Origin of the sequence: Alloscardovia sp. HMSC034E08 (assembly GCF_001813415.1) — a bacterium.
GTDB lineage: Bacteria > Actinomycetota > Actinomycetes > Actinomycetales > Bifidobacteriaceae > Alloscardovia > Alloscardovia omnicolens.
Genome location: NZ_KV812468.1, coordinates 187,476 through 200,940, shown reverse-complemented (window position 1 = coordinate 200,940; position 13,465 = coordinate 187,476). Strand labels below are relative to the sequence as shown.

General features: G+C 48.5%; 12 protein-coding genes and 2 tRNA genes. 6 read left to right on the top strand and 8 right to left on the bottom strand.

The genetic code is table 11. The features are described 5' to 3' along the window. Positions 1–343: 343 nt before the first annotated feature. From rpmF to coaD, 4 genes are all read right to left on the bottom strand, one after another. Positions 344–538: a 50S ribosomal protein L32 gene (rpmF, locus tag HMPREF2909_RS02325; protein WP_021617596.1), complete on the bottom strand. Its 195-nt coding sequence runs from the start codon at positions 536–538 to the stop codon at positions 344–346. Positions 539–668: 130 nt separating this feature from the next. Further along, positions 669–1,292: a YceD family protein gene (locus tag HMPREF2909_RS02320; RefSeq protein ID WP_071415079.1), complete on the bottom strand. Its 624-nt coding sequence runs from the start codon at positions 1,290–1,292 to the stop codon at positions 669–671. A gap of 96 nt (positions 1,293–1,388) precedes the next feature. Further along, positions 1,389–2,225 carry a hypothetical protein gene (locus HMPREF2909_RS02315; RefSeq protein WP_071415078.1) on the bottom strand — a complete coding sequence of 279 codons (837 nt, stop codon included), beginning with the start codon at positions 2,223–2,225 and terminating at the stop codon, positions 1,389–1,391. Next, a complete protein-coding gene (gene coaD, locus HMPREF2909_RS02310; protein WP_021617599.1) occupies positions 2,209–2,715 on the bottom strand; it encodes a pantetheine-phosphate adenylyltransferase in 507 nt (168 codons plus the stop codon). The genes HMPREF2909_RS02315 and coaD overlap by 17 nt, the downstream gene beginning before the upstream one ends. An 83-nt stretch (positions 2,716–2,798) precedes the next feature. On the opposite strand from coaD, the gene HMPREF2909_RS02305 reads away from it, so the two are divergent. After that, positions 2,799–3,089, top strand: coding sequence for a DUF3039 domain-containing protein (locus tag HMPREF2909_RS02305; RefSeq protein ID WP_021617600.1), 291 nt, complete (start codon positions 2,799–2,801; stop codon positions 3,087–3,089). Positions 3,090–3,702: 613 nt separating this feature from the next. On the opposite strand, the gene HMPREF2909_RS02300 is transcribed toward HMPREF2909_RS02305, so the two are convergent. Both HMPREF2909_RS02300 and HMPREF2909_RS02295 read right to left on the bottom strand, forming a co-directional pair. Further along, positions 3,703–5,028 (bottom strand): nicotinate phosphoribosyltransferase, encoded by a 1,326-nt coding sequence (locus HMPREF2909_RS02300; RefSeq protein ID WP_071415077.1) that lies wholly within the window; start codon positions 5,026–5,028, stop codon positions 3,703–3,705. Between the two features lie 78 nt (positions 5,029–5,106). After that, on the bottom strand, positions 5,107–5,778 hold the full coding sequence (locus HMPREF2909_RS02295; RefSeq protein WP_071415076.1) for a Pr6Pr family membrane protein: 672 nt from the start codon (positions 5,776–5,778) through the stop codon (positions 5,107–5,109). Positions 5,779–6,001: 223 nt separating this feature from the next. On the opposite strand from HMPREF2909_RS02295, the gene rph reads away from it, so the two are divergent. From rph to HMPREF2909_RS02280, 3 genes are all read left to right on the top strand, one after another. Further along, positions 6,002–6,754 carry a ribonuclease PH gene (gene rph / locus HMPREF2909_RS02290; protein ID WP_071415075.1) on the top strand — a complete coding sequence of 251 codons (753 nt, stop codon included), beginning with the start codon at positions 6,002–6,004 and terminating at the stop codon, positions 6,752–6,754. 24 nt (positions 6,755–6,778) lie between these two features. Further along, positions 6,779–7,411 (top strand): RdgB/HAM1 family non-canonical purine NTP pyrophosphatase, encoded by a 633-nt coding sequence (rdgB, locus tag HMPREF2909_RS02285; RefSeq protein ID WP_071415074.1) that lies wholly within the window; start codon positions 6,779–6,781, stop codon positions 7,409–7,411. A 272-nt stretch (positions 7,412–7,683) separates the two neighbouring features. Continuing rightward, positions 7,684–8,868: a hypothetical protein gene (locus HMPREF2909_RS02280; protein WP_071415073.1), complete on the top strand. Its 1,185-nt coding sequence runs from the start codon at positions 7,684–7,686 to the stop codon at positions 8,866–8,868. 162 nt (positions 8,869–9,030) lie between these two features. On the opposite strand, the gene HMPREF2909_RS02275 is transcribed toward HMPREF2909_RS02280, so the two are convergent. Both HMPREF2909_RS02275 and HMPREF2909_RS02270 read right to left on the bottom strand, forming a co-directional pair. After that, positions 9,031–9,111: transfer RNA gene (locus tag HMPREF2909_RS02275), tRNA-Leu, on the bottom strand. Positions 9,112–9,150: 39 nt separating this feature from the next. Continuing rightward, positions 9,151–9,223: transfer RNA gene (locus HMPREF2909_RS02270), tRNA-Thr, on the bottom strand. 284 nt (positions 9,224–9,507) lie between these two features. Between HMPREF2909_RS02270 and pgi the strand changes: the two genes are divergently transcribed. Both pgi and rho read left to right on the top strand, forming a co-directional pair. Next, a complete protein-coding gene (gene pgi / locus HMPREF2909_RS02265) occupies positions 9,508–11,202 on the top strand; it encodes a glucose-6-phosphate isomerase (protein WP_071415072.1) in 1,695 nt (564 codons plus the stop codon). Positions 11,203–11,462: 260 nt separating this feature from the next. Further along, complete coding sequence (rho, locus tag HMPREF2909_RS02260) at positions 11,463–13,238, top strand: transcription termination factor Rho (RefSeq protein ID WP_071415951.1); 1,776 nt, start codon at positions 11,463–11,465, stop codon at positions 13,236–13,238. Positions 13,239–13,465: the final 227 nt, after the last annotated feature.

Below are 13,465 nucleotides of genomic sequence, written 5' to 3'. Positions count from 1 at the left end.
GCTGTGCACACCATAACCTTTCGTCTTTCTCGTGCAGCACACACAACCATAAGAAGTATTGCTCTTCTTTAAGAGTGCTGCATGGCAACACACTGCTCCCAGTAAGGCTGCGCTGAACACGTCATATCTGGGAACATACGAATCCGCTAAAACCCCAAGAATCACTAAAGCAGCAAGACCAATGACAAGGGGCGCACTACTGTTACTAGCCTCCTCATACCCCAACAACAGGTACGTAAACATAAGAAAATCCTCCCTTACCCGTCGATAAAGGAGGATTATGAGCGCTTATAGCGCGCAACAACAGTTTAATTACTGTTATTAATTACTGCTACAACCTGAACTACTGTGCCAAACCTGGCTTGATAGCAGAGCGGTATGTGCGACCACGGTAAGAACCGCAGGTTGGGCAAGCCATGTGTGGGTATGCAGGTGCACCACAGTTCTGGCAGCTAACAGTTGCTGTTGCGGATGCCTTCCAGTTGGAACGGCGAGAATGCGTGTTTGCACGCGAGGTCTTATACTTTGGCAATGCCATTTTATTATCCTCTGTTCGAATCGAATATTTGCTTAAGCCTTGTAGAGTTTAATATAACCTCTCGTCATTCGCAAATTTTGCCGATAATGAGAGGCGATAACCGCTGAATAAACACTACAATACGCCCCGTTTATTCCTCTTCCCGCGCTTCTAATTGCGCCTTGAATCCTTCCAAAGCCGCCCACTGAATGTTCACCACGTCATGCTTATGATCAGGGTTTTCGTTCAGATTTAATCCGCACTGCGAGCACAAGCCCAAGCAGTCTTCGCGGTCAAGCGGTTGCAGAGGCAGTGCTTGAGCGAGTTGATCGCGAATCAGTGACTCTAAATTCAAGTAGATAGAGTCAGGACTCAACGGATAAGTGTCGTTACTCTCGTCCTGCGAGGCGATAATATCGACCTCCTCCTCGCTTGACGAGCCTGAAGCGCCTGAAGAGCTAGCAGCCGACAAATCCTTCTCATACGTGTAGAACACAACGGAGTTTACTGTAATCGTTTCATGAATTGGCTCTAAACAGCGCATGCATTCGCTATCAAAGTCAGCGCTGATAGTGCCGGTCAGCAAAATACCGTCGGCTAAAGATTCCAAACGAGCGTTTACGGTAACGTCTGAACCTTCAGCAATGCCTACCAGAGAATCGCCAATGCCAGATGGGGCAGGAACAACGAGGTCGCTAATGTCCTGCGAGTTACCTGGCTTGAGCGATAACTGAGAGATAGAGACAGACCATGGTGTGGCGTGTTCGCGTGCCATAAAACCTCCTAAAACCTCGTGAAGCGCGTAAAAAGCGCGTGAAAAAGCGCGTGAGAACTGCGTAAGCGAGTGCCTGCGATAGCCCTAGCAAAGCCCCTAATCCTGCGGATAGTCCTCTGGCGTAATATGCGGCAAATCGTGCAACGCCACTTGCTGACGCTCCTGCAAAACCTGCAATCCCGTGCTAATACTGTGCCGCAACTCAACCAACTGATTGTCCAGCGCGCGCATGGAATCAGCAGTGTAATCGTTTGCACCCTTGGTTAGCGCGTTCGCCTTCTCCTGCGCGGAACTCAAAATAGAGCGCGCCTGCTGCGTTGCCAGCGAAACGACGTTTTCCTGCCCAGCTAAGATGCGCGCTTGATCGTTCGCATCGCTAATAATAGACGCTGACTTTGCCTGCGCATTATTTACGATAGCTTCTGCCTGACTTTGCGCGTTTTCCAAGCGACGCTCGGCTTTGCGCATTAAATCGGATGCGCGCTGTAACTGTACTGGCAGAACGTCTTTGAGCTCTTGAAACAGACCATACACCTCGTCATAATCAATTTTTACTTGATTTTTGGAGAAAAACAGGCTTGGTGCGTTGGAAAGCAGACCGTCAATTTGATCGATAATGTCGTAGGCAGTGGAGAACTGTTCTTCGGTGCGTGCGTTCAGTGCCTCGGCATCTTCTGCATCAGGAATATAGGCGTTGATTGCTGCTTGAGTTTGCGGGTCAACCATATGCTTTGGTTCATCCTCGTATGCGCTGTTCTCAGCTGAAACTCCTTCGTACGCCTCGGTTGCGATGTCGTGCGAGTTCGTGTCGTCATCCTCGTAAACCGAAGCAGCGGAAGCGCCCGAAACTCCCGCGTTCTGCGCAATCTTAGCAGAACCAGTTTCGTCGTCCTCGTAACGTGCGTCTGGATCGTAATCATAAGCGTTCGTCATTAGAACCCTCCTCATGAACTGCGTTGATTAAAGCGTTATACACTGATGATGGAACCATGCCGGTAATATCTCCACCATGACGTGCCACATCTTTAACGATTGAACTAGAAATATGCTCGCGAATAGGATCGGCAGGAATAAACATGGTTTCCACGCCTGCAAGTTGACGGTTCACCAAAGCCATACCAAGCTCGGCCTCGTAATCACCGTTTTGGCGCAAACCTTTAACTATTAACGAAGCGCCGACCTGCGTGCAATATTCAGTAATCAGACCGTTTGTGCTGGCAACAACAACGTTGTTCACACCGTCAGCCTGCAAAGCCTGCTTAATCATGGTTATGCGTTCCTGTTCGCTGAACATTGGTTTTTTGGCAGCATTTACTGCCACCACCACATGAACTTCCCTGAACAGCTTCGAGCAGCGTTCAATGACGTCAAGATGGCCCGCGGTTACTGGATCGAAAGAGCCGGGACATACTGCAATTGTCATGCTTTAAGAGTAACGCAACGACTAGAATGAGACTATATATAACTTGTTCTTGATAGAATGTGTGCAGGTCAAGGAGGAAAGAAATGTTTGATGCTGATCAGCCAGGTTTCGCTAATCCGAACGAAGAAGGCGGCGCTGGCGTATCGACGCTTGAACGCACAGAAACCGTTACTCAGGAAGACACGCAGCTCAACGATAACAGCGATAACGACCGTTATGCGCATTATGTGTCGAAAGAGAAGATGGAACGAGCCCGCATGACGGGTAGGCCTGTTGTAGCTTTATGTGGCAAGGTATGGGTTCCGAAGCATAAACCAGACGGACATCCTGTGTGCCCTGAGTGCAAAAAGATTTACGAAAATATGATGAAATAATATAATGAAATACGGAAAGCCTGCAGCTGTGGTTGCAGGCTTTTTGATTTTGGCTTTACATGTGCATGACCCTGTTCCGTATATCCCTATTGGTTGCGGCAGGTAGGATTTAGGGTTATGCGTAATCAGGTTTCACACTGCGTTAAATTTGAAGAAGTTTTTACTCTCTCGCATTCTGCTTAACCGATTAATACACTGTTATGCCAGTTTTGATGCGGAAAAATTGCTTCACAAGTGGCTATCGGTTGCGCGTATCGACTTCACTCATAAAAGTAAACACATTCATGCTGGAACCTACTGAGCAACATCGTCCCCAAACCCCGCTAAGTTCAACGAGCAACTTTGGCGTACGAGCGAGTGGGAATTTTAGCTCATATTTGGACGCACGGATTGTAAGCGTGAAGTGCTAGCAACCTCTACGCACTGCTCACGCTTTGATTCATAACTGAGATACCACATCATGCTTCGCAACGGATTTGTCTAATTTTTGTGGGCTTAAATAAAACAGCCAGCCATGCTAGGCTCTGTCTAGCATGGCTGGCAATACATTTATCAGATTTTTAGCACTTACAGAGTAGCGCAAGACAGTACGAATAGTCTCCTTAAAAGCCAACTACTCCACAGTAATAACTTCAGTAGGAATAGCTTGCTCGCCGTCACTAAGCGACAAAGCGTTTACTGGCAGTTCGCGCAAGGCTTCGTAATGGTAATTGCGGGCAGCAAAGAGTGCCTCGCGGGTGGTCAAGGACTCGTCAATATCGCCGTGATCAATAGCAACAATGCTCAAGTCCTTCAAATCGCCATACTGATCGCTCGTCCATGATTGCACAGCCTGTTCAGAGCCAGCCAACACCAGCTCACCTTGAGCCAGACCATACTCATAAGCACGCAAACCGCGCTTTCGCCAACCGTCAGTTGTTTTACCAAAGCTCTTTTTCGCCACAGGATGCATAGCACCGTCATTGCCTTCACGCTCAACGAGCTTGTAAACCATAGAACTGGTAGGGTGCCCAGAACCAGTAACCAAACGAGTACCCACACCATAGGAATCAACAGGAGCAGTGGCAAGAGCAGCAATAGCGTATTCGTCTAAATCGTTCGTCACCGTAACCTTGGTAGAAGTAGCACCCAAAGCATCTAACTGATGACGCGCTTTCTGAGCCATCGAAGCTAAATCGCCAGAATCAATGCGAATACCGCCTAAATCAGTGCCTGCAACTTCAACAGCTGTGCGAATAGCTTCTTCCACATTGTATGTATCAGTGAGCAGCGTTGTGTTCACGCCCAAAGCAGCAACCTGAGATTCAAAAGCCTCGCGCTCGCTGTCATGCACCAAAGTAAAAGCGTGGGCAGCCGTTCCAATACATGGAATGCCATAAAGTTGAGCGGCAGCCAAATTAGCGGTGCTCACAAAACCGCCCACCACAGCGCTACGGCTGGCAGCAATAGCAGCGCTTTCATGTGCGCGGCGACCTCCCATATCGGCACATGGTCGAGAACCCGCAGCAGACGTAATGCGCGAAGCAGCAGATGCAATCGCACAATCATAGTTGAGCACGCTTAAAATAACGGTTTCTAAAAGCGTACACTGCGCAAAAGTTCCCTCAACCTGAACAACAGGAGAGTTAGCAAAAAACATCTCACCTTCGCGATACGCGCGAATAGTTCCCGAAAAATGGAAATTTTCTAGCCACTCAATAGTTTCTTTGCTCACAATCTTGTTATCGCGTAAGAAAGCAAGCTCCTCTTCGCTAGGACGAAAATCCTTAATATACTCAATAATCCGCCCTAAACCAGCAACCACTCCATAGCGGCGGCCAGCAGGAAGATAACGGGTGAACACCTCGAAAACGCAGGAACGGTGAGCAGTTCCATCACGTAAAGCAGCATCTACCATAGTGTATTCATACATATCGGTAAGCATTGCGGCAGTAGACATAGTGTCCTCTCTTTCGCCTAAATTTGTTTTGAGATCCGTACTCTATTGCGTTCGTAACCTAGCGCCAACAATCGCCACCTAGCGCACCTTCTTCAACCGCGCGGCATTAACCGATGAGCCTGTTAAAACAGTGCGCTTTGGCAGCGCTTTATCTATCAGCACAATAATGAGAGCCAAAACGAAGAAAATACCTAAATAAACAGCGCAATTGATAACAAAATGTTGCAGTCCTAGCTTGTCGAGGTTAATAAAACCGTAAGGATATGGGCTACCATCAGCTTCAGGACCGACCGCGTGGAAAACTTTCGCGCGAATAACAACGAAAGCCAGGTACACAGGGAAGTAAATAAGCCAGGTGAGCGAGTCAAGCAAGATGAAACGGCGATGCTCATCGAAAAGCAGAAAATCGACGGTTGCCATAATCGGCACAATAATGTGCACCATAGTGATTGTTGGAATGCCGAAAATATATAGCTGTTTAGACATGTCCGGCGCTGGCAAAACGAGCCACGCAACCAGACCGGTAATAATAATGTTCAGCGTTAACGCACCCTTAACCCATGCAGGGGGCTGCACGCCGCGCAGTAAACTGGCGCATCCTGCCCAGATAAAGATGGCGGCAATGAGCAAGTTTGTTTGATGTGTAAAATACACCAGATTTTGAGTTTCGCCGAAGAACCAGGTTTTAGAAGTGCCTGCTAGTGCGAAGAAAGCTGTAGCAAATCGAAAAAGCGCAACAAATAACGTCATACTATTACTGTATACGGCAGGTGGGGCAAATGTGCTGGGTGAATGCGCTGGCTGAATATGCGAGGCTTCGTTTGGTTAATGCGTTTGGTTACTCTCCGCTTAACTCCGCTTCACTTGACCGATAAGCAACAACCCACACGCATACAGCCCAACAGCCAGCGCTCCCACACCGCGCATGCCGCTTTCCCCCGCCTTGAGATACCTGCACGGTAGGATACAAGATATGACAGAATTACACACTACTGAAAGTGCCGCCCGCTCCGACGGACGCCACACAGATGAATTACGCTCCGTAAAAATTGAACGCAACTGGACGGACGCTCCCGAAGGCTCTGTGCTCATTCAGTGCGGAAACACCCGCGTTTTGTGCACAGCCACGTTCACCGATTCCGTTCCTCGCTGGCGTAAAGACTCCGGTTTAGGCTGGGTAACAGCAGAATACGCCATGCTTCCACGCGCTACAGCATCGCGCACAGACCGTGAATCCACTCGAGGAAAAGTGGGCGGACGCACGCACGAAATTAGTCGTCTGATCGGTCGCGTTTTGCGCGGCATTGTGGACATGAAGGCTCTGGGTGAGAACCAAATTCAAATTGACTGCGACGTTCTCCAAGCCGACGGTGGCACGCGCACCACATCGATTACGGGCGCATATATCGCGCTCGCCGATGCAATTGAATGGGCTAAAAACAACAAACTTATTGCCCGCAATGCCAAGGTTCTCACCGATCAGGTGTCTGCCGTATCTGTGGGCGTGATTGACGGCACTCCTATGCTCGACCTGCCTTATGAGGAGGATTCACGCGCTCAAACAGACATGAATATTGCTATGACGGGTTCAGGTGAGTTCATTGAAATTCAGGGCACAGCAGAGGGAGCGCCTTTTAGTCGCGCAACCTTAAACACTCTGTTAGATTTAGCTGAAAAAGGCAATAAGGAATTGCAGCAGTTTCAGCGCCAGGCTTTGAGCGAGTAACTTGAACACGATTGAGGAGAGAGCATGGTTCAAAAAGTAGTTGTTGCCACTCATAACGCAGGAAAACTTACGGAAATTGCTCGCATTATTGGCGAGACAGTAGAAGGATCGCAGTTTGAATTCGTTACGTCTGGTCAGTTGGATTTGCCTGACCCTGTAGAAGATGGCACGACTTTTGAAGCAAATGCTTTGATTAAAGCCCGCGATGCAGCTTCTCGCACAGGACTTCCTGCTTTAGCTGATGATTCGGGTCTTATTGTTGACGTTATGGGTATGGCTCCGGGAATTTTATCCGCTCGTTGGAGCGGACGACACGGAGACAACGCTGCTAATAACGCTTTGCTACTTGCTCAGTTAAGCGATATTCCTGATGAAGAGCGCACTGCTCGGTTTAGATGTGCAGCAGCTCTTGTTATTCCAGCTCAAGTAAGCGCTGATGGTCAGGCACATGAGTTCGTGCAAGTATGCGATATGGAAGGCGTTTTACTGCGTGAAGAGCGCGGATACAACGGTTTTGGTTATGACCCGTTATTTGTTCCGCGTGACCAAGAAGGCAGTTTGACCAGTGCTGAGATGACCGCTCAAGAAAAGAACGCTATTTCTCACCGAGGAAAAGCTTTGCGAGCTATTGCACAGTATTTTCATGATTTAGTTTGATTTTGTCGCTTACGCAGCATGTGCAAATCCCCAAGAAGTGTGATGTTTGAACACCTCTTGGGGATTTTCTTATGCTCAACTTTTCGGCGTGTTGACCGAGCCATAACCTCCTAACTGGGAGAATTTTGGGCGTATGGTTATGGTGAATGAAACTCCTTGAAAACCAAAGATTTCGCTGGGGGGTGGCAGGTTAAAATGACCTTTAACCATGTATTTTTATGGTGAGAGAAGAAAGGAATATTATGTCTAGGCATAAGAAGCCTGTGTGAGGTGTGCAAAAGCTTCGTAAACCAATTGGTTTCATAGCTGCTGTAGCACTTGCCACCGCTGGCTTAGTACCTCTGGTGGGTAGCTCTGTGTTTGCACATGCTGACCCTATTACTGCCGAATATAACGGCACTACTTTTACTAACGACACTCAGTCTAAGGATCGCGAGCGGCGTAATGAGTCGAACAACAATGGTCAGTTTGTTAATGGTGATGGTAGCTATTTGCCTAAGTCTAATCCTCTGACCAACACTGCGAACGATACGACGTGTCTCCGAACGCATGATCCTCACACCCCTCCGTATAATCGGATTACATATCGGCAGAAGAACTTCATGCAGAGCGATCCGATGAACGAAGCTGGTTGCCCAACTGGTCTGCAGGCCACAAACGTTAAAGAACTGGCATATAAGACCTTGAATAAGTTGAGTTCCAATGTGCCTGATTCAGTTGCCGCTGCTGATGCGAAGTTTGGCTGGCGTTCGATTGCTGACAATGGTTACGTATCGGTGATGTGTAATTTCGCCTCGAACTCGCCTGGCAACTACAAGAACGATGTTAACTACTTCGCGTTGAGCAACTTCAATGGACAGTCCAACGGTTCAGTAGATACCCGCAAGGAAGGTTATAAGGGTCTCTATCAGGATAATGCTGTGAAGAATGGCACCGTTGATCTTGGTATTGGGCAGGAGATGCGCTTCAAAGCTACGCCTGCTTCGAATATTACTGAAGTAACTTCGTACCCTATTACGGGTCAGCTGAACTACGCCTTGTGGGTCAAGGGTAATGCAACCGCGGAGGATCCTTACAACGGTCGCACAAACATGTACTGGACGCCGACTACACAAGGGGCGCAGATTGGTATTTCAGGATATAACAACTTCGGTGGTTCTTACGGTATGTTCGAGAATGCTGTGGATAGCTCGTCTAGAGGCACTACAAACCAGCTGGATTCAGGTCTGCTGATTGCTTTACCACAGCCAAAGCCTAAGGCTGAAGCAACAAACGTTGCTAAGGGCGCTTCTTTGGGTCATGCTGAGGACTTCATTACTAACAAGGATAAGGTCACTGCTGACACCACACTGATCAGCCGCTATGGCATAACCACACCCCAGATCAAACAGCGCCAACAATTCCACACGCTTACTAGCAAAATCACTACCATGCGCACCCATACAAACACTACCTAAAATAAAAGAACCAACCATACAGTCCAACAAAAACGGAGCAGTACAAAGATGGCTTCATAAGTGGCATATCGGTTGCGCGTATCGGCTTTACGCATGAAAACAAAAAATCTCACGACACAGCTCCCCAACTGCAGCGGAACTATGTCGTGAGACATGACAACGTGCGCGAGAAGGGACTTGAACCCTCACTCCAGTGGAACAGGAACCTAAATCCTGCGCGTCTACCAATTCCGCCACTCGCGCAAAGTAATTCAGAGTAAGAATGTGTAAATAGGTAGTCAGAGCCACTTGCCGGAATCGGACCGGCGACCTTCTCATTACGAGTGAGACGCTCTACCAACTGAGCTAAAGTGGCAATACAATCAACATGCTTGCGCATGCGTCGTACGAAAATAAGAGTGTAGCATAGATGCGCTAGAAAGTGCAAGCCGTCCAGTGTCTTAATAAAGCACAGAGAAACGCGAGCCGCAGAGCCAAAAACCAATCCCTCACTGCACACGTTTGCAAGGATTTTGTGTGCATGCCCGCACACAAGACTCAAACAAGAGCAAAAAATCGCGCACGTGTCCTTTTCACCTACTAATCTTTAATGATTAGGTACGGAGAATCGTACGTTTCTAAGGTATGAAAGGACTGGCAATGGCCATCAATCCACCTATTGATGCAACTCAGACACCAGCATGGGCTGCATTGCAGAATCATTTTAATCAGTTGCAGGCAGAAGGCATTAACCTGCGCGAGTGGTTCGCAGCTGATGCAAACCGCACAGCTAGCTTAAGCTTTGAAGCTGGAGATTTGTACTTCGATTTGTCTAAGAACCTCATCAAGCCAGAGACACTGCAGTTATTTGCAGACTTGGCTAAGGATGTGAAGCTCGAAGAGCGTATTCAGCAGCAGTACACCGGTGTGCATATTAACAATACTGAAGATCGCGCTGTTCTTCACACAGCTTTGCGTCGTCCAGCTTCTGACGAAGGTAAGTTCATTGTAGACGGTCAGGACACAGTAAAGGATGTTCGCGAAGTTCTCGACCGCATTTACGCTTTTGCTAACAAGGTGCGCTCCGGCGAGTGGACTGGCGTAACTGGCAAGAAGATCGATACCGTGGTAAACATTGGTATTGGTGGATCTGACTTGGGGCCAGTTATGGTCTACGAAGCTTTGAAGGCATACAACGATTCAGGTATCTCTGCTCGTTACGTCTCCAACATTGACCCTAACGATATGGCTGAAAAGCTCAAGGGCATTAATCCAGAAACTACCTTGTTCATTGTTGTGTCTAAGACTTTCACCACTTTGGAAACCTTGACCAACGCTCGCTCTGCACGCACTTGGTTACTTGAAACTTTGAAGGCTCAGGGTGCAATCGACGGTTCGGACGAAAAGAATGCTGAAGCTGTTGTAAAGCACTTCATTGCAGTGTCTACTGCACTCGACAAGGTTGCTGAATTCGGTATTGATCCAAACAATGCTTTCGGCTTCTGGAACTGGGTTGGCGGCCGCTACTCTGTAGATTCCGCTGTTGGTACTTCTATTGCCATTGTTTACGGTCCAGAACGCTTCGAAGACTTCTTGCGCGGTTTCCATGTTATCGATGAGTACTTCGCAAATACTCCAATCGAAAAGAACGTTGTAGCTTTGATGGGCTTGATGAACGTTTGGTATGTGAACTTCTTCGGCGCACATTCCCACGCTGTTTTGCCATACAACCAGTATCTACATCGTTTCGCCGCATACTTGCAGCAGCTCACCATGGAGTCCAATGGTAAGTCTGTGCGCTGGGATGGCACTCCTGTAACCACTCAGACCGGTGAAATCTTCTGGGGTGAGCCAGGGACTAACGGTCAGCACGCTTTCTACCAGCTGATTCACCAGGGCACTCGCCTCATTCCTGCAGACTTTATTGCTTTTGCTAATACTCCAAATGCAACAAAGGATGGCGATCAGGACGTTCACGAGCTCTTCCTCGCTAACTACTTGGCTCAGACCAAGGCTTTAGCATTTGGTAAGACCGCTGAAGAAGTTCGCGCTGAAGGTACTGACGAAGCTATTGTTCCTGCTCGCGTATTCACCGGTAACCGCCCAACCACCTCGATTTTGGGTGACACTCTCTCCCCATTCGCAGTAGGTGAGTTGATTGCTCTGTATGAGCACATCACTCTTGTTGAGGGTACTGTGTGGGGCTTGGATTCCTACGACCAGTGGGGCGTAGAGCTGGGTAAGGTTCTGGCAAAGCAGATTGCTCCTGCTATTTCTCAGGATGACGCTGCTTTGGCTCAGCAAGATCAGTCCACTCAGTCACTGATTAACTGCTACCGCGCTCACCGTCACTAAAGCGTTCAGCGTTTAACAGCAGGCTCGCTCTTTTAGTTAAGAGCGGGTCTGTTTGTATTTCGCCACGCTTGAGCGTGTATAAAAGACGCTCTGTCCAGCAAGTACCGTATAGTTTTACTTCAGTTCGTTATTTTTACGAAATTTCAATGTAGATACTTTCCCACACAGTTTATAGTCCTCGGCTATGTAATGACTGATGTAGAGGAATTGTTTTTTACTCACGAAAGGTCACACACGTGGCAAATACTAATCTTGCTGATATGAAGCTCCCTGAGCTGCGCGAACTTGCTAAAGAAATGAAATTGCGCGGCACTTCTACTATGCGTAAGCCTGAACTGATTGAGCGTATTAACGAAGCGCGTCAATCAAGCGCTCCAGCTTCTGAAGCACCTCTTATTGAACTGTCAGAAATCAAAAGCGCTCCTGCACGTTCTCGCGCAGACAAGAAGGCAGATAAAGTTATTGATTTGGGCGTAGAACTTCCTGTTCGTAGCCGCCGTAAGTCCGCCGCCGTCAGCGAAGAAGAGCAGGCTGAGCGTGAAGCAAGCCGTCATCAGGCTAAAGCTGATTTGAATGATATTCTGTCTGCTCTTCCAGACCGTTCAGAGCGCGAACGTGCCGAAAGCATTGCTCAGGCTGCAGCTCAGCGCGAACAGCGCGGTGCAAGCCATGCAGAACGTCGCAACCGTATCTCTCGTGTAGATCGCGCACACTTGGACGAGGAATCCGAAAAGAACGAGCGCCGTTCACGTCGTTATGATCGTGCAGAAAGCACAGAAGAGTCAAACGAGGACGACAATAACGATCGCTTCGAGCGCAATAATCGTCGCAATAATAACCGTAATAATCGTAAGAACCGTGCAGAAAATCACGAAGAACAGCAGGTTCACGAAGAGCAGCAGCCAGAAGAAGAACTCATTCGCGTTGCTGGTATCGTAGACATTCTCGACTCTTATGCTTTTGTGCGTACCTCTGGTTACTTGCCAGGTCCAAACGATGTGTATGTATCTATGGGTCAGGTAAAAAAGTACGGTTTGCGCAAGGGTGACGCTGTGCGCGGCTTTATTAAGACAAATCGTGATGGCGACCGTCGCAATCAACGCCAAAAGTTCGTTCCACTGCAGTCGGTGGAAGCTATTAACGGCTTGAGCCTGGAAGAGGCTGCTCAGCGTCCTCAGTTCTCCAAGCTCACTCCGCTGTATCCGCAAGAGCGTTTGAAGATGGAAACAACGCCAGTGAATATGGTGGGTCGCATTATTGATATTGTTTCGCCAATTGGTAAGGGTCAGCGCGGTCTGATTGTGTCTCCACCAAAGGCTGGTAAGACCATTACTTTGCAAAACATTGCAAACTCCATTAAGGCAAATAATCCAGAAGTGCATTTGATGGTGGTTCTCGTTGATGAACGACCTGAAGAAGTTACCGATATGGAGCGCACGGTTCAGGGTGAAATTATTTCTTCCACCTTCGACCGTCCAGCTTCCGACCACACTATTGTTGCTGAGCTTGCTATTGAACGCGCAAAGCGTTTGGTGGAGCTTGGTCAGGATGTTGTGGTGTTGCTTGACTCCATGACTCGTTTGGCTCGCGCCTACAATATTGCTGCTCCAGCTTCCGGACGTATTCTTTCCGGTGGTGTGGATGCTCAGGCACTCTACCCTCCAAAGAAGTTCTTTGGTGCTGCTCGCAACATTGAAAACGGCGGCTCTTTGACTATTATTTCCTCCGCTTTGGTGGAAACTGGTTCGAAGATGGACGAAGTGATTTTCGAGGAATTCAAGGGCACAGGCAATATGGAATTGCGCTTGTCTCGTGAACTTTCGGAGAAGCGACTCTTCCCAGCAATCGACATTAACGCATCTTCCACTCGTCGTGAGGAACTTATTACCGATCCAAGTGAGATGGCGATTATCTACCGCTTGCGTCGTGCTTTGGGCGGATTAGAGCCAGAGTCCTCATACCAGCAGCTGGTAGGGCGTTTGAAGAAGACGCAGACCAACGCTGAGTTCTTGCGCATGATGGCGCAGGGGAACTAGGGCAGCGCTGGATTCGGGCTGGAATTAAGGCGGCACTGGATTAACATAGCGTTGGATTAAAGCTGAACTTTTGCCGGTATCGCGGGCGGTCTCTCTGTTTTGAGGGGCTGCCCGTTTTGTTATGTGTGGCGGAGGGCGGTTTCTGTGTTTTTTCGTAGCGGAGCAGAGGTTTCTCCATGTTTAGAGGCCGCTCGTTTGAGCTGCCTCCTTTTTCTTAAACCTTATTT